The sequence below is a fragment of the Paenibacillus tabacirhizosphaerae genome, assembly GCF_040812395.1.
Lineage (GTDB): Bacteria > Bacillota > Bacilli > Paenibacillales > NBRC-103111 > Paenibacillus_E.
The window spans coordinates 1-16,489 of sequence record NZ_JBFNXH010000005.1; the positions used below are offsets into that span (position 1 = coordinate 1).

16 protein-coding genes, 1 riboswitch and 1 other annotated feature are annotated in these 16,489 nt (G+C 46.7%); of the genes, 5 read left to right on the plus strand and 11 right to left on the minus strand.

The window, feature by feature from the left end; all coding sequences use genetic code 11:
• Positions 1–655: 655 nt before the first annotated feature.
• The 4 genes from mqnC to metA form a co-directional block, all read right to left on the minus strand.
• Positions 656–1,792, minus strand: a complete 1,137-nt coding sequence (gene mqnC, locus ABRS97_RS10690) for a cyclic dehypoxanthinyl futalosine synthase (protein ID WP_367813654.1) — start codon at positions 1,790–1,792, stop codon at positions 656–658.
• 199 nt (positions 1,793–1,991) lie between these two features.
• Positions 1,992–3,164, minus strand: a complete 1,173-nt coding sequence (locus ABRS97_RS10695) for a trans-sulfuration enzyme family protein (RefSeq protein ID WP_367813655.1) — start codon at positions 3,162–3,164, stop codon at positions 1,992–1,994.
• Positions 3,165–4,334 carry an aminotransferase class I/II-fold pyridoxal phosphate-dependent enzyme gene (locus ABRS97_RS10700; protein WP_483312442.1) on the minus strand — a complete coding sequence of 390 codons (1,170 nt, stop codon included), beginning with the start codon at positions 4,332–4,334 and terminating at the stop codon, positions 3,165–3,167.
• 33 nt (positions 4,335–4,367) lie between these two features.
• Entirely contained in the window at positions 4,368–5,309 is a 942-nt protein-coding gene (metA, locus tag ABRS97_RS10705; RefSeq protein ID WP_367813659.1) for a homoserine O-acetyltransferase MetA, read from the minus strand.
• 99 nt (positions 5,310–5,408) lie between these two features.
• Positions 5,409–5,539: riboswitch (SAM riboswitch) on the minus strand.
• Between the two features lie 264 nt (positions 5,540–5,803).
• Between metA and ABRS97_RS10710 the strand changes: the two genes are divergently transcribed.
• Positions 5,804–6,037: a hypothetical protein gene (locus ABRS97_RS10710; RefSeq protein WP_367813661.1), complete on the plus strand. Its 234-nt coding sequence runs from the start codon at positions 5,804–5,806 to the stop codon at positions 6,035–6,037.
• 58 nt (positions 6,038–6,095) lie between these two features.
• Here the strand turns inward: ABRS97_RS10710 and ABRS97_RS10715 are convergent, their stop codons facing one another.
• Positions 6,096–6,473 carry a hypothetical protein gene (locus ABRS97_RS10715; RefSeq protein WP_367813663.1) on the minus strand — a complete coding sequence of 126 codons (378 nt, stop codon included), beginning with the start codon at positions 6,471–6,473 and terminating at the stop codon, positions 6,096–6,098.
• Between the two features lie 99 nt (positions 6,474–6,572).
• A complete protein-coding gene (locus ABRS97_RS10720) occupies positions 6,573–6,977 on the minus strand; it encodes a helix-turn-helix domain-containing protein (protein ID WP_367813665.1) in 405 nt (134 codons plus the stop codon).
• 410 nt (positions 6,978–7,387) lie between these two features.
• Between ABRS97_RS10720 and corA the strand changes: the two genes are divergently transcribed.
• Positions 7,388–8,323: a magnesium/cobalt transporter CorA gene (gene corA / locus ABRS97_RS10725; RefSeq protein WP_367813667.1), complete on the plus strand. Its 936-nt coding sequence runs from the start codon at positions 7,388–7,390 to the stop codon at positions 8,321–8,323.
• Positions 8,324–8,382: 59 nt separating this feature from the next.
• On the opposite strand, the gene tyrS is transcribed toward corA, so the two are convergent.
• Together tyrS and ABRS97_RS10735 are read right to left on the minus strand one after the other, a co-directional pair.
• Positions 8,383–9,642, minus strand: a complete 1,260-nt coding sequence (gene tyrS, locus ABRS97_RS10730) for a tyrosine--tRNA ligase (protein WP_367813668.1) — start codon at positions 9,640–9,642, stop codon at positions 8,383–8,385.
• A gap of 46 nt (positions 9,643–9,688) precedes the next feature.
• Positions 9,689–9,917 (minus strand) — a binding site (T-box leader).
• Positions 9,918–9,985: 68 nt separating this feature from the next.
• Positions 9,986–10,999 (minus strand): HRDC domain-containing protein, encoded by a 1,014-nt coding sequence (locus tag ABRS97_RS10735; RefSeq protein WP_367813670.1) that lies wholly within the window; start codon positions 10,997–10,999, stop codon positions 9,986–9,988.
• A gap of 202 nt (positions 11,000–11,201) precedes the next feature.
• On the opposite strand from ABRS97_RS10735, the gene ABRS97_RS10740 reads away from it, so the two are divergent.
• The gene (locus tag ABRS97_RS10740; protein ID WP_367813672.1) at positions 11,202–11,498 is read left to right on the plus strand and encodes a DUF3055 domain-containing protein; all 297 of its coding nucleotides are present in this window, start codon (positions 11,202–11,204) and stop codon (positions 11,496–11,498) included.
• A gap of 68 nt (positions 11,499–11,566) precedes the next feature.
• On the plus strand, positions 11,567–11,869 hold the full coding sequence (locus ABRS97_RS10745) for a hypothetical protein (protein ID WP_367813674.1): 303 nt from the start codon (positions 11,567–11,569) through the stop codon (positions 11,867–11,869).
• Positions 11,870–12,115: 246 nt separating this feature from the next.
• Here the strand turns inward: ABRS97_RS10745 and ABRS97_RS10750 are convergent, their stop codons facing one another.
• Positions 12,116–13,600 carry a tagaturonate epimerase family protein gene (locus ABRS97_RS10750; RefSeq protein ID WP_367813676.1) on the minus strand — a complete coding sequence of 495 codons (1,485 nt, stop codon included), beginning with the start codon at positions 13,598–13,600 and terminating at the stop codon, positions 12,116–12,118.
• A 178-nt stretch (positions 13,601–13,778) separates the two neighbouring features.
• Here ABRS97_RS10750 and ABRS97_RS10755 point away from each other — a divergent pair, with 178 nt between their 5' ends.
• Positions 13,779–14,624: an AraC family transcriptional regulator gene (locus tag ABRS97_RS10755; protein ID WP_367813678.1), complete on the plus strand. Its 846-nt coding sequence runs from the start codon at positions 13,779–13,781 to the stop codon at positions 14,622–14,624.
• Positions 14,625–14,799: 175 nt separating this feature from the next.
• On the opposite strand, the gene ABRS97_RS10760 is transcribed toward ABRS97_RS10755, so the two are convergent.
• Both ABRS97_RS10760 and ssuE read right to left on the minus strand, forming a co-directional pair.
• Positions 14,800–15,675: a 5'-3' exonuclease gene (locus tag ABRS97_RS10760; RefSeq protein WP_367813680.1), complete on the minus strand. Its 876-nt coding sequence runs from the start codon at positions 15,673–15,675 to the stop codon at positions 14,800–14,802.
• Positions 15,676–15,807: 132 nt separating this feature from the next.
• Positions 15,808–16,350, minus strand: coding sequence for an NADPH-dependent FMN reductase (ssuE, locus tag ABRS97_RS10765; RefSeq protein WP_367813682.1), 543 nt, complete (start codon positions 16,348–16,350; stop codon positions 15,808–15,810).
• Positions 16,351–16,489: the final 139 nt, after the last annotated feature.

A 16,489-nucleotide genomic window follows, 5' to 3' on the forward strand; every position in this document is an offset into this window, starting at 1 on the left:
AAAAGACATCCGCCCCCTAAAAAATGGAGGTAGATGTCTTTTTTGCAACTTATGCGAGACGCCCGTAAAAAAACATAAGTTCTTCAGTGGCCTCGAATTCATCAGAGGTCATCTTTTTTAGTTTCTATTACAAACAGTCTGTATGGTAAAAGATCATTTCTTTGTAGCGTGTCTTATAAAGCGTTTATAGCCTATATATATTCCATAGACTATCAGTCCTATCAAAGAAACATAAGACATAATGGTAAGTATGATGCTGAACTGATTGAATATTATACCTATAACTCCAATTAATAAACTGGTAGGCAATATGAGGTTATTCATTGATTTATCGGTAAGGTAAGCAAAGATTGCCCTTGTCAAAGATATGAGTAACACAATGATATAAATCCAACTTGTAAATTGTGCTTTTTCAGTATTTTCGGAATAGTTAATCCACCATAAAAAAATGATAATAATTGCTATTAATAATGTATCCCAAAATTTGAATATCTTGTTCCAGCTCATGTCAGGATAACCCCCTCTAATGAATGACAATGGAATTCACATCTTCCTTCCTCAACTTACATTTTATACCATTAAAATCATTATAACACCAGAACACAAAAAAAAAGCTACCCCTTTCGGATAGCTTTTCACCAGTAGATTTTACCCCTTAGTTTTGCATCACAAAATCTTTATTCACTTTAACGCTATCGTCGTGGAACACACGCAGCGTCTCGTATTTCGTATTGCGCTGCGCAGGGATTTTGCCTGCTTCACGGATGATTTGCAGTGTCGATCCAATGTTGACCTTGTGCGTCGTACCCGCCGCGGAGACAACATTTTCCTCGATCATCGTACTGCCAAAGTCGTTGCACCCATAGCTGAGGGTAAGTTTGCCCACTTCAGGTCCCATCGTAACCCAAGACGACTGGAAGTTCGGAATATTATCCAGCATAATCCGGCTAATCGCCAACGTCTTCAAATATTCTTCAGGCATCACTTTCTCCGCTTTCATGTTCGTGTTGTCAGGCTGGAACGTCCATGGAATGAACGCGAGGAAGCCTGGCGTATTCAATTTCTGCAGCAGCACGTCGTCCTGTGCATCACGGATACGAAGCATATGAAGCGCGCGCTCTTCAAACGACTCGCCGAAACCGATAACCATCGTACCGGTCGTGTGCATACCCAGCTTATGTGCGGTTTGCATCACGTCCATCCAATCCCGCCATGAGCCCTTCAATTTGCTAATTTTACGTCGTGTGCGATCATCCAAAATTTCAGCCCCGCCGCCCGGAAGGGAATCCAGTCCCGCTTCATGCAATTGCCGAACGACTTCTTCGAGCGATAATCCGTCCGAAACGTCTTTCATCTTCATAATCTCGGCTGGTGAGAACGAATGCATCGTGATATTGAACCGTTTCTTTATTTCACGCAAAATATTCGTATAATAACTGAACGGTAAATTCGGATTTGTTCCGCCCTGCATCAGAATTTCAGTACCGTCAACATCAAGCGTTTCTTGAATTTTCTGGAAAATAGTCTCATCTGGCAGCACATAGCCCTCAGCTGAACCAGGGGCACGGTAAAATGCACAAAATCTGCAATACACATCGCAAATATTCGTGTAATTAATGTTCCTGCCAATCACGAAAGTCGTGATCGGATCTGGATGCCATTTTTTCATAATCTGGTTGGCGGCATCGCCAATTTTTTCTATTTGATCGGATTCGAACAGCGTGATGCATTCCTCTACATCAATTCGTCCGCCCGAAAGTGATTTATGTAAGATGCGATCAATTGGTTTCACGACTACTCACTCCTTCTTTTTTCTAAAAGCCTGTATCCATCTATCGTACCATATTCCTTTCACATCGTCACGGCAATTCCCTACTTTCTGGAAGCGGTGATCGCTTAGACATCAAGGTTAAGAACCCAGCGGAGAATTACCGCCAGGTTCTAGGTATTGAGTTTATATTTTCGTTTGTATAAGGACTGGTAAGCCTAGTCTAGCTTCTAAGCGCTTGTTCCAAATCTTCTATAATATCTTCAATGTCCTCAAGTCCTACAGAATAACGGACGAGACCGTCTGTTATTCCGCGCTCCAGGCGCACTTCTTTTGGCATAGCAGCATGGGACATCATAGCAGGATAGGAAAGAATGCTTTCCACAGCCCCTAAACTCACTGCCACTAAAGGTATGCGTACCTTGCTCATTAGTTTCTTGGCTTTTTCGCCGGAGCCTACATCAAAGGAAACAACTGCGCCATAGCCAAGCGACTGCTTCTCGTGAACTTCTCTTCGCGGATGATTCGGAAGTCCCGGATAGTAAACAACATCAACATCAGGTTGTTCGGACAGCCACTGCGCAAGTCTGCGAGCGCTTTTCTCCGATACTTCCATACGTGCTTGCAACGTCTTCATGCCGCGAATGAGCAGCCATGAATCCTGAATGCCGAGCACATTGCCCATGCCGTTTTGAATTTGTTTCATGCGGCGTCCCAAGCTCGAATTAGCGACTACAGCCAGACCTGCAAGCACATCACTATGGCCTCCGAGGAATTTGGTCGCGCTATGCAGGACGATATCTATGCCGAGTTCGATGGGACGCTGATGGTAAGGGGTCATAAACGTGTTATCCAGCATAGTAAGCAAATTATGCTCCTTCGCCCAAGCGGCTACTTCGCCTATATCCGTAATTTTGAGCGTCGGATTGGATGGCGTTTCAATAAACACAGCACTTGTATTGGGACGCAGGGCCGCTTTCACCTGATTGATCTCTGTCATATCAACGAATGTGGACTCAATGCCCATACGATTCATGATTGTTGTAAGCAGCCGGTAGGTGCCGCCATACACATCCTCGGTACAAATAACATGGTCACCCTGCGAAAGAAGCATAAGCGCAGATGAAATGGCTGCCATACCGGAAGCGAACGCGAAACCGCGGTGGCCGCCTTCCAGCAAAGCAATGTAATCTTCCAAAGCCTGGCGGGTCGGGTTGCCCGAACGCGTATAGTCATACTCCGGAGATACTTCCAAATCGGATTGATGAAAGGTTGAAGCTTGGTACAAAGGCACGCTGGAAGCGCCAGTAGCCTCATCGATTTCCGCGCCAAAATGAATAAGTTTTGTAGCGAATTTGCCGTGCGGTTTCCGTTTATCGTCTTTGGAACTGGTCATTTATCGTACATCTCCTTCGATTTCAGCTTTCGCTTGATTGAGTGCATTAGAAAGATCGGCGATCAGATCATCAATGTGCTCGATGCCGACGGAGAACCGCAATAAGCGATCATCAACGCCAATTTGCTGGCGAATTTCCAACGGAATATCTGCGTGCGTCTGCACAGCCGGATACGTCATCAGCGATTCGACGCCGCCTAAACTCTCAGCGAAAGCAATCAGCTGGATATGACGCAGAATCGGTTCGACCAGTCTGGCATCCTTCACCTTAAAGGAGAAGATACCTGTATTGCCGCTCGATTGCTTGTTCTGTATGGCATACCCCGGATGGGTTTCCAAGGCCGGGTAAAACACTTCATCGACAAGCGGATGCTCCAGCAGAAACTTGGCGATCGCTGTTGCATTGAACTCGTGTCGTTCCATGCGCAGCGCAAGCGTCTTCATCCCTCTCATGAGCAGCCAGCTATCCTGCGGCCCAAGCACAGCTCCAATGGAGTTGTGCAGGAACGCCATTTGTTCAGACAATTCCTGGCCTTTGGTCACAATAAGACCGGCAAGCACATCGTTGTGGCCGCCGAGGTATTTGGTGGCGCTGTGTATAACGATGTCAGCGCCCAGCTCAATAGGGCGTTGCAGGAATGGCGTCAACAGCGTATTATCGACGATCGACACGATGCCCTTTGAGCGGGCCCATGTACAGACAAGCTCGAGATCTGTAATCATCATAAGCGGGTTCGTAGGCGTCTCAATAACGAGCCCTTTGGTATTAGGCTGGTAAGCGGCCTCAAGGCCATCCAGATCATTCGTATCTACATAAGTAGCCGTCACGCCAAAACGGGACATAATTTTCTCAAGCAGACGGTAAGTCCCGCCGTACAAATCCAAGGAAACGATAAGATGGTCGCCTTGGCTGAAGTAAGCAAAAATGGTTTGCAGAGCCGCCATACCTGAGGAGCAAGCGAATCCTGCATCTCCCGATTCTAACTGAGCGATTGCATCTTCGAGCACTTTACGGGTTGGACTCTTGGTCCGCGCGTAATCAAATCCAGTGCTCTGTCCAAGCTTCGGATGGCGGAATGCAGTTGCTTGGTAGACCGGGAAGCTGACAGCTCCGGTTACGGGTTCTTGGATGGAGCCAATTTGGGCGAGACGGCTTTCGATTTTAAACAAGGGAAGTTCCTCCTTCAAAGGGTTCGTGTTCAATTATAATTGTGAGCTGAACAGGGAGCTGTTAACCGCATTCAGATCAAAGGGCGTCTGTTGATACACATAGTAATTCAACCAGTTGGAAAACAGCAAATTTGCATGCGCTCTCCACGTATTATAAGGTTGGCGGGTCGGGTCGTTGTTCGGATAATAATTTTTCGGAACGGCAATATCGAGCCCTTTATTCACATCGCGATCGTATTCCAATTTCAATGAGCACGCATCGTATTCCGAATGGCCGGTTACGAATATGTGCTTACCGTCGCGAGTCGCAGCAATGTAAACGCCGGCTTCCTCCGAAGCGGACAAAACCTCCAAATCCGGACATCGTTCAATGTCTTCCCTCCGGACGTCCGTATGACGGGATTGCGGCACATAGAAAACCTCGTCAAAGCCGCGCAGCAGCTTCGTATTCTGCACGTCCACCGTGTGTGGAAACACACCGAACATCTTGGCGTCAAGTGGATACTTCTGCACTCCGTAATGATGGTAAAGACCAGCTTGAGCAGCCCAGCAGATATGCAAGGTGGACGTCACGTTTTCTTTGCTCCAGTTGAGAATTTGGGTCAATTCTTCCCAATAGTTTACATCTTCAAATTCCATTTGCTCAACCGGCGCGCCTGTAATAATCATGCCGTCCAGCTTATCGTTTTTTATATCGTCAAATGTTTTATAGAACATATCCAGATGCTCAGCGGATGTGTTTTTGGATGTGTGAGTTTTAGGATGCAGGAGCACGAACTCCACCTGCAGCGGCGTATTCCCGATTAAACGCAGCAACTGCGTCTCCGTCGTTTCTTTCGTTGGCATCAAATTCAACAAAGCAATACGAAGTGGACGAATATCTTGGTGATACGCGACAGATTCGTCCATCGTGAAGATGTTCTCTTGATTTAAAATTTCTTTGGCTGGCAGGTTGTCAGGAATCTTAATCGGCATCCTGTTCACTCCTTTTCACAAATTTTGGGTTAGGTGAAAGCAAAAATGACCTTCTCTGGAATCAGAGAAAGGTCATGGAAACTCAAACGTATGTCCTTACTCTTATCTCCCAGATTCGCTTCATACAGCGTTTCCGCAAGAATTAGCACCGTGCATTCCTTTGACTTTGCAAAGGTTTGTCGGTTGCCGGGTATCATCGGGCTAGTCCCTCCACCTACTCTTGATAAGATCGACTTATTCAGTTGTAATTAATATTACTATAAAATGCTGCAATGTCAAGGGGTCGACGACCAGCTTAATGATCTGCTTGAATATGATTCGTGACCACTTTATCCATGAATATTTTTAACGCTACGGGTACACAATAAAGCCAAATTATTCATTCAAAGCCAGTGGAACATTGCTGGTACACTTTCTTCAATTGTGATAATATAGATACATATTGTATCACCCATTTATTTAACATACCCATTCAAACGAAAGAGGGTTGTCCAATGTCCATCAAAACATCAGACAGTTTTGACGCATTTGCTTCCTTGCATCGGTACTTCGCATGGATTGAATCCTCGAAGCCGACCTCCAAGCAGGCTGACGAGGCTATCGCATTGCTTTGCCAAATTTATGGAGCCAGCACAGAAGAGGAATTGTTACAGCTTGGCGACTCAGAAATTACTGCTGCTTATCAGGAAATGAAACATAAAATTTTGAAAGAAGCCGCTTTGGACTAGCTGATTACTTGGCTATGGCACAATAAAAACCCTTGGAGTCCAAGGGTTTATTTGTATTTTAATTTATTTCTCGCCTCTTTGTCTGGCGAATCCCTAAAAAGCCTTGAAGGAAGATGTCCGCGATCAGCGTATCGGTCTTGCGGATTTCGTTTCCTAGGTGCTTAAGAAAATGCATGTCCTTTTTGAGCATGAGACGTTCTGTACCTTTCAGTTCCGTATTGTGGTGCTTGATCAGCAGATGAACAACGTTCTCCTGCATGTCGATATCTACATTAGCATTCACAAATATGCGGTACCTGCCGGGCGTCGTTTGTTTGTATAGTCCGCAAATTTCACCCAGATCATCCAGATAGGTGAGTTTAACACCTTGATGTTTGGCCAACTTATACGGGCAACGTTCTCCTATTTCTTTGTATAAATCCTCTATACGATCCAAACAAATCAACTCCTCAAAAATAGGACAATTCTGGAAATAATTATATCACGAAAAATGATTAAAAAAATGGATAAAAAAAAATTTCTAGGTACTTTTTGACTATTTTTTACTTTGTTTACTCGCTTCGAGATCTTCAAGGAATGTAAATTCCATGAATTTTAATGTATAGACCAGTTTATCTTCATCCAATTTTCCTTTTTCGCGCAGCAAAGCTTCCGTATCTTTCAAAAACTGCGTCAACAAAGCCTGATCAACCACTTGGCTTGAACTCTCCCCACCCGAAGTAAAATAAGTCTTTTCCGCACCAGGCCGTCCTAATAAGTAATCGATAGTTACATTAAAGTAATCGGCAATTTTCACCAAATCCGCGTACTGCGGCTCCGTCTTGCCTAGTTCATAATTAGACACCGTCGCTCTTTTTCTCCCCAAAAATTCCGCCAATTCGTCTTGAGAAGCGCCTTTTTTCAAACGGAGCTCTTGAATACGATTCCGAAATATCGTCATGACGATTCATTCTCCCACAAGTCAAATTTAAATGACAAGAAACTTTGCAGCACGCAAACTTTTTTAACATTTTCCATCAATTTGATCATACAACGGCTCTTAATTTTGGGCAATAGCTGAAACTAGGAAGCACCCTTCTCCTCTAGTTCCCATACAGTATCCTAAACGTCGAAATATGACTCTCATTCCTACTTTTCGGCTTGAAACACGCAATATGAAGGGTTATACTAGACAAGTATTCGACACGGACGGAAAAGGGGGGCATACGCATGGACGGGGACCCGGGGAGTAGAAGCTGCTTGATTAGCAAACAATTTCATATGTTAGGAAGCAGCCGGTCTTCTATCCATTCGTAGCCTTCTTACGATTTAGAACACAACGGGCTGCTTCCATTCAAAGGGGTGGAACAGATGAAAACACGATGGGTACAAGACGGCGTATTTACTCTGATCGAGGACGTTACCGCCGCACTTACACCTCCGGAAACCGGCTTTTATTGGATAGATGCGGGAGTAGAGGATTTAGAAATTTTACAGCCTTTATTTCATCTCCATGATTTGGCCGTAGAGGATTGCTTGAGCGAGGAAGAACAGCGTCCTAAAATTGAAATTTACGACTCGCACTATTTTATCGTTATTAATAGCATTCGGTTTGACGACGAAGAAATTTTCCTGCGCGCTCTAAACATTTTCTTAGGCAAGCACGTCATCATTACGGTTACTAGACAGAAGATTAATGAACTTCGCGCATTGAAGCCTTTCCTCTGGGAAGAGGAAGTTAATACCGCTGACCGGTTCTTATACCATCTAGTCGATCTTGTCGTCGATAATTACGTAGCCGTCGGCGATCGTATCGAGGCCAAGATTGAGAAGCTGGAAGAAGACATTCTTATGGCGACTAAAAAGTCGCATTTGAATGAAATTATCGGGCTTCGTTCCGAAATTCTATGGCTTAAAAAAGTGCTCGTTCCTCAGCGCGACGTGATCGGTACGCTCGGTAAAAAGGATTTGCGATTGATCGACAATCGCTTGCAGAAATATTTTGGCGACATTTACGAGAATGCCGTTAAAATCGTGGATACGTTCGATACGCTGCGCGATCTCATGGGCAACTTACGAGAAGCTTATCAGTCCAGTGTCGCGAATCGAGCGAATGAGATCATGCGCGTGTTTACCGCACTGACAACGATCTTCATGCCGCTGACGTTCATCACCGGGGTATTCGGAATGAATTTCGATAATATTCTAGGACTACGCATTCCGCATGGCGATGAAATGGTGCTGGCGTTCATGGCCGCATTAGGGATTGCGATGTACTGGCTGTTTAAGAAAAAAGAATGGCTATAAACTTATGAAAGAGGCACCCACTGAGCGGCGTAACTGCTTATTGGATGCCTCTTTCCTGTTTAAACGAACTTTATTTGGACGAATTTGCGTTTGCCGACCTGCACAATATCGCCTTCTTGCGGTGTGATTAGTGTGTGAATGTCCGTTATTTTCTGCTTGTTCAATTTAACTGCGCCCTGTTCCACGCTGCGTCTTGCTTCCCCATTGGAAGCTTGCAATTGAAGGGAAACCAACAGCTTAATAATGGATATATGCCCATCCTCCAGCACGTCTCGATGCAATTCTGCAGCCTCGATTTCATCCGGCAAAGCCCGCTTCTGGAATACAGTTACAAAATGCTGCTCCGCTTCTCCCGCTGACTGTTCCCCATGATACATGCGCACGTATGCACTTGCCAACTTCATTTTCGCATCCCTCGGATGTACAGTTCCTGCTTCTAGGCCCTCTTGAAGTTCCCGGAGCTCCTCATTCGAAATCGGAGTGGTTAATTCATAATATTTCAGCATCAAGTGATCAGGAATGGACATCGTTTTGCCGAAAATTTCACTCGGCGACTCATCAATGCCTATATAATTACGCAAGCTTTTGCTCATTTTCTGAACGCCATCCAAGCCTTCGAGCAGCGGCATCAGAATGGCGACTTGCCCTTCTTTCATCTCATAGGCGCCTTGCAGTGTTCTTCCCATCAAGATGTTGAACGTTTGATCCGTTCCGCCAAGCTCAATATCACTTTGCAAGGAAACGGAATCATAAGCCTGCATAAGCGGGTAAAAGAATTCATGAAGATGAATGGGCTGGTTGCCCGCGTACCTTTTCGCAAAATCGTCTCGTTCCAACATTCTCGCTACCGTCACTTTGCCGGCTAGCTTCAGAACGTCGTCAAATTTGAGCTGACCGAGCCAGGATGAATTGTAATAAAAATTCGTTTGGGCCGGATCCAGTATTTTGTAAAGTTGCTTCTGATACGTCTCGGCATTTCTCTGAACATCTTCCTCCGTAAGTTGTTTGCGCGTTTCCGACTTGCCCGACGGATCGCCGATTCGTCCTGTGTAATCTCCGATGATGAGTTGAACTTGATGCCCCAATTGTTGAAATTGGCGCAGCTTTTGCAATACTACGGTGTGCCCGATATGGATATCCGGTGCGGAAGGATCTAGCCCAAGCTTGACTCTAAGCGGCCGCCCTGTCGCAACGGCCCCGATAATTTTCTGTTTCAAAGCTTCTATCGGAACGATCTCGGCAATGCCTCGGCGTATGATCGAAAATTGGCGTTCAACCTCAATTTGCTGCTCTTTGGTTAACTGCTCCCAGGTATGCATGTGACTTCCTCCTTTTTTTGAAAAAAAAGACAACCTCCACGCCCCACAAAGGGACGAGAAGATTGTCTCGCGGTACCACCCTAATTAAAGAGATTGCTCTCTTTCACTTAGAAATTTAACGGCTTATTGCCGGGCGAAAGCTACTAATGCCTTGGCAGGCATGTTCCCTTTTCCAACTCAGGACTGTAATTCAGATCTATGCTTGCACCGGTTCTCACCTGCCACCGGCTCTCTGCAGCATTGGCATATTTCCTACTCAGGGCGCTCGCCCATATCCGTCATCGCTTTATTCGATATGAAGATTAGTGACTATTTAAACACAATCACAACCCCCCTGTCAACTCTAGCTCGCCGCCTGAACTGCGATGCTATCTTTCTCCCTGCGGAAACGCAATCGAAGCAGGCGAAGCCATTCGTAGGCACGGTCCAACTCCTTGCCTTTAAGCTCTTCGGCAGCTGTCATACGTTGAAGCACAGGCTTCAAATAGCGGTCGCCCTCCGTCTCGAAAGCGCTCCATGCCTTGATCTGCTCTTCTTCCGGGATCGGGCTTAGCTCCGTTTCGATAAGCGGGTCCATATCGTAGCCTTCCCGCTCCAGTTCTTCAACCCATAGCAGAATTTCTCTGCGCGGCATCGTTATCGCCACCTGCAAATCATCCAGGCTGCCTCCGCCCGCTACGATTTCGAGCAACTTGCGTTTGCTGACTTCCCGATCAAGCTCTGTGCGCAGCTTTTGCTCTTTCTGTGCAATCAGCCAAGATTCAAATTTGGCAGTGTCCACGACTCTGGCGACCCAATCGAGCGGGAAGCCAAACGTTCGCACATGCTCAGCGGTTAGCCCCAGCACATCCGCAGCGTACATCGCTGTCTTTTGTGCGCCAAATCCAGGAATTTGCTGCAGTTCCTCCACACTGTGCGGAAGGAAAACCGAAATCATGCGCAGCACTCGATTGGTCGCCAAAATATAAGGTGCTTTCCCCTCGCGCGCAGCCTGCTCCCTCCTCCATACTCTTAAGCTTTCGAACACTTCTTCGTTCGGGAACTCCTCGCAGTAATACGTAAGCAGTTGTGTCATCCTGGCTTTGCCTGAAAGCCCTTGGGTCGTTTCCCAATCCGTATTTACAAGCGGCCGATACCCGCTTCGCATTTTATCGCGAAGGCCTTGCCGGAATGCGCTTAGCATTTCATCCCAGCTGATGCCCTGGTACCATTGATCCTGGATTAGTTTGCCGGCGGTATCCGGCTCATTCCAAAACACGTTCCAAATGCCTTGCGACTCCCCAATTGATACTTGTGCCGATATAACCCGAGCTTCCCCCGTTCCCTTCTCCAATGTGTTTAAAAATACAACATTCATGCTTTTCTCCTCCTGACAGTGGTTAAAATGAAGTTCAGAAAAACAAAAAAGCACCTCCTCCGCGCGTACGCAGAAAAGGTGCTTCCCTTTTTCGAATACCCAAATCATACCATGTTTGCCAGATAGGCGCAAGTTGTGTTTTGTAGCCGAGTCCATTTCGGTTATAATGAATGTCATACTAAGATGAGAATGGAGGGCCATCATGTCAGATTTTGATTTTTTATACGACCATTCGGAAGAAACGACGACCCGATTCGTTTGTTTTATCGGCGGCGAGTCGATGCATCGCTTTGATCTTGCCATTATGACAACAACCCGCTATTATGGCAAAAAGCTTGTCATTGATCTGCAAACAGGGCGCAGTGCAGTTATGGGACCGGACGACTTGGCAGAAGAAGGTTATTTGGAATATGCCTTTAAAATTTCAGAGGAACAAGCGCAAGAGCTGAACGGCTTCTTGTCTCAAGTCATCGGCTCTATTCACTTTACGGATATTTAAACCGCGTAATGGGGAAAATGGAAAAAGCTTTCTTATGCGTTGCCAGACAGGAACAGGAGGCTTTTTCCATGAGTAACGATGAAAATGAGCAAGAATTTACACAGTCCGAAGGTTTCATTCAAGAGCATTGGGATGGCTACACCGATCTAGAAACCGTTGAATCGCAGCGTAACGATCTGGTTCCTGAGGAGTTTCCTGAGGGTCCCTATGGAACGGACCTTGGCACCGAATCCCTTGGCAAAAGCACGCCATGGCGGAAAGACCAGCGCGCACCGAACCCGTTCTCATATGAAAATCGGGAACTGCACGAAGGGCTCAAACGCGACTATCCGGGCGAAGACGATCTGAACAATGAGCCTACGAACCAATAGGATGCAAACGGGAAGGCTACGATCACACATGGATCATAGCCTTTTTCTCATAGCGGCCTTTCCGCTACGCAGCGGGCTCCGTTCAGGATTTACTGCCGATAGGCTGCCGGTTTGAATGATCCTGCGATATGCCCAGGCTGGCAAATAGATCACCTTGCCTAAGCCATAATCTTGTCAACCCGAGCGCATTTTAGCCGCGGGAGCCGGCCTCTAAATGCGAGGTCGGCTCTTTGCAACACGTGCTGCTTATTTGCCCAACAGCTCCAAATGCTTGCCAATGTGATGCTTTAAGCCTTCGGTGAAGGCATCTTCCTGTTCCGAAAGTGTTTGGAAGAATTCGTCCGCGAATGTTTTACTGCCGTCCGCATTTTTAGCTTGCAGCAGCAAACCGTATGTGATGTGCAGCAATTGACGGGCGTTATTCTCGTTCATATATTCCGGTAATTGCGCATCTGCCACATTGGATAGAGAAACGATGGCGTTAATATCTGTCGTTACATGGTAGTATGCAGTCGCCTCTTCAAAGTGCTCCAGCGCATATTGATGCATGCGGCGGTACAACGAAGGGTTCACTTTCGTTACGACACGCACGGCTTCGAGCCAATTCGTACCCGCGGTCTTTAAGTGGAACAAGCCATTCGTGTACTGTCCGATCAACGGGAATACGCTGAATTTGTCGCTGCCGGAATGAATGCTTAATTTATATTCAAAATGAACCGCGATAGCCGCATGGCTGGCAAGCTCCTTCTCAAACTGCTGAATATCGCCAATGTAGTCGATCCCCTTCTGGAATTCCCCGCAAAAGCGCGGCGCCATGCTGAAGATCTTAACGCCGCGCTCGCGCAGTTCGTTCGCAACCAGGAAATGCGCCTCCGGTGATGTCGGAGTTGCCGTCTCATCGATCGAGATTTCGAAATCGACTGCACGCTCAAGCGTCGTGATATAACGGCGGAAAATGGCTTCCATGAAATCGATTGCCGCAGCATAAATCAGCACGTCTTTCATCAAAGATTGGCGTGTGAACGTCAAGCTGGCGCCTGGTACGTTAGGAGTCGCTTGCAAGTAACGTTCCTCATAGCTGTCGCGCAAGCTTGCAGGAAGCTGTTCGTACTTGACTGCTATTTCCGTTTCGGACAGCCCTTCAATCGTGTTGTCGATATTCTCCGAGCAATCCAGTGTTAACATCGTAAAGCCCAAACGCAGCGCATACTCGATATCTTCTTCCTTCTTCAAGTGATCCCCGTCTGCGCCATAACCGTCACGGTATCCTTCTTGAAATACTGCATAGGCGGCTGCGTCCAGCACATCTTCGTAAGTCCGCCCTGTTAAGGCAAGCTCACGAATGCTTTGCTGCGCCAGTACGGGGCGAATATCTTTTCCGCGGATCGTCTGAATATGTCCTGGGCTAGCAATACCAAGACGATCTCCCAAACCCATGGTAGCGACTTTCGTACCGAAAGCCTGCGGAGCTGTGTATGGCAGGAATTGATTAAGCGCAAGTCGATTTTCATGCGATAGCGGACATACTTTGCCGCCTTCGACGATCTCCCCCGTTAATTGATCGAAGATTTCGCCTTCACCTGCGGCTATAAGCTTTTTCCCTGCTGTGGTTTTTACTAGAAGCAAGGTTGATCTTCCAACTTTCGTTAAGGATGGTGCGTATACGGTCACATCGTCTGAGGCGAATGTGGACAGATTTCCGGATTGTAAGGCTTCTATCAGTTGCTTCATGGGAATATTTCCTCCTTCAAGGTTTGCAAGCGTTTGCTATATTTTTGTACGTTCATCATATCGCAATTTTCGTGATTTTTCTCTTCATCTATTCCTATTTTCCGCAAAAACTATTCATATTTTTCACAGGATACAAATGATATAATACATGCAGATCCTACCCAGAGGAGTCGATCCCATGTCACGCACGGTCACCTTCGGCAATGAAGAGGAAGGGCCCTTTTATATTCAACAAATTCACCGTTCCGGCTCTTTTGAACGCACACAGCACATGCATGAAATGTATGAGCTTTACTATCTGTACGAGGGAGAGCGCATGTATTTCATCCGCGACCGTTCGTATCTCATTCTCCCCGGTGATCTGGTTCTTATCGATCGGAGGGAGCTGCATGCCACCTCAGATTCCGGCAAAGAGGGCCACGCACGAGTCGTGATTAACTTTAGCGACTTGTTTCTGGAAGCGCCTCTGACCGACGCTCCCTTTCTGCTGGATGCCTTTACCCATAGTTCTCCCGTTCTGCGTTTGGATTTGCCTGCAAGGCGTGCAGTGGAGGAAATACTGGGCAAATTGCTTTTAGAAGCCAAAGAGCCTCAGCTCGGACAAATCTTCGCGCTTAGGCATCATCTTGTCGAGCTTCTCCTGTTTACGGCTCGCTTCGTTCGCGTGCATCCCATCACTTCACCTGAGCATGTGAGCCCGCTGCATCGCAAAATATCGACGATTGTCCGATATATTAACACCCATTATGCAGAAATCATCCGCTTGGAGGAGCTTGCGCTGCATTTCGAAATCAGTCCGGCGTACCTCAGCCGGATGTTCAAAGAAATAACTGGATTTTCGCTCGTTGAATATGTCAATCTGGTACGTATTCAAGAAGCTCAAAGACTGCTTATGACGACTAAAATCAAAGTCATCACCATTGCCGAGCAGGTCGGATTTGGCTCTCTTGTCCAGTTCGGACGCGTATTTCGCCAAATTACCAAGACCACGCCACTGCGTTACCGCCAATCTTCACTGACTTAGTGGAAAACGTGAAAGCTGTGGACGCTGAGCTGGGGACAGATACCTTGGAGCAAATTGAGCGTACTTTGAAACAAGTCGGACGCTTCGCTCCTGCGCATTAAACGGCAAAAAGGGACAGTCCCGCAACCATCGCGGTCTGTCCCTTTCCTATTCCTAGAACCATGTTCGTTTAGCTTTAGCTGATCAGCCTCATCAGGCCTTTATATGCGATCTCTTCGAATTTACTGATCACCTTGTCCCGATCCATAGCCCATTCGCAATCTTCCAGCGCGCATGCCACTGGCGCATCGAGGCGAATGGTTGCCAAATCGCGTGAAAGATGCAGCATGTCAAGCTCCGCTTCAATCTTAGCGCGAACTCCTTTAGGCAGAGCGGCCAAGTTTTCTAAAATGCCGTCAATGTTCTGATACTCGACCAGCAGCTTCGTTGCGGTCTTCTCGCCAATCCCTTTTACACCTGGGTAATTGTCAGCTGTATCCCCGGTTAAGCCCTTCAGATCGATAATCTGCGGCGGCGTTAAGCTCTTCTCCTCTAACAACGTATCAGGCGTGTATACCATGTAGTTTGAATGGCCTTTTTTCATAATAATAACTTCCGTCTGTTCATCAACCAACTGTAACATGTCATGGTCGCCTGTCAGAATTTGCACTTTGGTTTGAGAACGGTATGTACGTGCCAGAGTCCCAATACAATCATCCGCTTCGAAGCCGGTCACTCCGACATTCGGAATATTAAAGCTTGCTGTCACTTCCTTCACCAAATCGAACTGAGGAATAAGCTCATCGGGTGCGGGACCACGATTTGCTTTGTAAGCGTCAAATTTCTCGGTACGAAATGTTTTGCTCCCCATATCCCAGCAGCAAACAACGTGAGTAGGCTTGAACGTTTGAATCGCATCAAGCAAATATTTGAGAAAGCCATAAACACCATTAATCGGCGTGCCGGATTCAGTTCTCATGATATAACCGCTGGACGAAGTGGCATAAAAGCCGCGAAATAATAAAGCCATGCCGTCGACAAGCAGCACAGATCCAGAAGATGTTTCGGACAAAATAATCGCTCCTATTCTATAAATCGAACTGTTGACTTGTATGCGTATTATACCATGACCAGGATCGACCAGCACGCAAAAAACCGCCGCTAGTAAAACATACCAGCAGCGGCTCTTTCCATTTGGCTATAATTAGCGGCTTGTATGCCACTTGATTTCTTGAATGAATTCCGTCACCGACTCATGCAGACGTTCGGAAATTTCGTCGTCCAGAATCGCTTGTCCTTGATCGCCCCATGTCACTTGTTTATCAAGCACGTATACGCCTTGAAGAATGTTCTGTGCGCCAAGCGCGGACAATACGGGCTTAAGCGCGTAGTCAATGGCGAGTAAATGAGAGATTGTGCCACCCACTGCGAGCGGGAGCACAATTTTGCGATCGAGCCCTTTTTGCGGGAGAAGATCGAGGAACGCCTTCAGCACGCCTGTGTAGGACGCTTTGTATACGGGCGTAGCCACGAATACGGCGTCTGCTCCAGCGACTGCGGCATTTGCATTTACGATAGCTTCGCTATCGAACTTGGCATACAACAGATCCTCGGCAGGAATATCGCGAACCTTGATCCATTCAACTTCCAAGCCGGCTTGCAATAATTCAGCTTTAGCCACTTCGATAACCCCGTGCAATCGGGACGTAGGTGTCGGACTTCCTGAAATAATAACCACTTTTGCCATGTCATCCACTCTCCATTTATAAATTATATTTGAAAAAAAAGACTCCTCTGCCTTTGTTTTGCTTGCAAAGGGATGGGAGTCTCCAGCTATCCGGTCGACATGATTTAATTCATAGTAAATCACTTGGAATTATTTTATC

What these genes read in the sequence shown, in the direction of transcription:
- ABRS97_RS10695 (WP_367813655.1), bottom strand. Translation starts at nt 3,164, where the DNA reads ATGACCAGTTCCAAAGACGATAAACGGAAACCGCACGGCAAATTCGCT.
- metA (WP_367813659.1), bottom strand. Translation starts at nt 5,309, where the DNA reads ATGCCGATTAAGATTCCTGACAACCTGCCAGCCAAAGAAATTTTAAAT.
- ABRS97_RS10710 (WP_367813661.1), top strand. Translation starts at nt 5,804, where the DNA reads ATGTCCATCAAAACATCAGACAGTTTTGACGCATTTGCTTCCTTGCAT.
- ABRS97_RS10720 (WP_367813665.1), bottom strand. Translation starts at nt 6,977, where the DNA reads ATGACGATATTTCGGAATCGTATTCAAGAGCTCCGTTTGAAAAAAGGC.
- corA (WP_367813667.1), top strand. Translation starts at nt 7,388, where the DNA reads ATGAAAACACGATGGGTACAAGACGGCGTATTTACTCTGATCGAGGAC.
- tyrS (WP_367813668.1), bottom strand. Translation starts at nt 9,642, where the DNA reads ATGCATACCTGGGAGCAGTTAACCAAAGAGCAGCAAATTGAGGTTGAA.
- ABRS97_RS10735 (WP_367813670.1), bottom strand. Translation starts at nt 10,999, where the DNA reads ATGAATGTTGTATTTTTAAACACATTGGAGAAGGGAACGGGGGAAGCT.
- ABRS97_RS10740 (WP_367813672.1), top strand. Translation starts at nt 11,202, where the DNA reads ATGTCAGATTTTGATTTTTTATACGACCATTCGGAAGAAACGACGACC.
- ABRS97_RS10745 (WP_367813674.1), top strand. Translation starts at nt 11,567, where the DNA reads ATGAGTAACGATGAAAATGAGCAAGAATTTACACAGTCCGAAGGTTTC.
- ABRS97_RS10750 (WP_367813676.1), bottom strand. Translation starts at nt 13,600, where the DNA reads ATGAAGCAACTGATAGAAGCCTTACAATCCGGAAATCTGTCCACATTC.
- ABRS97_RS10755 (WP_367813678.1), top strand. Translation starts at nt 13,779, where the DNA reads ATGTCACGCACGGTCACCTTCGGCAATGAAGAGGAAGGGCCCTTTTAT.
- ssuE (WP_367813682.1), bottom strand. Translation starts at nt 16,350, where the DNA reads ATGGCAAAAGTGGTTATTATTTCAGGAAGTCCGACACCTACGTCCCGA.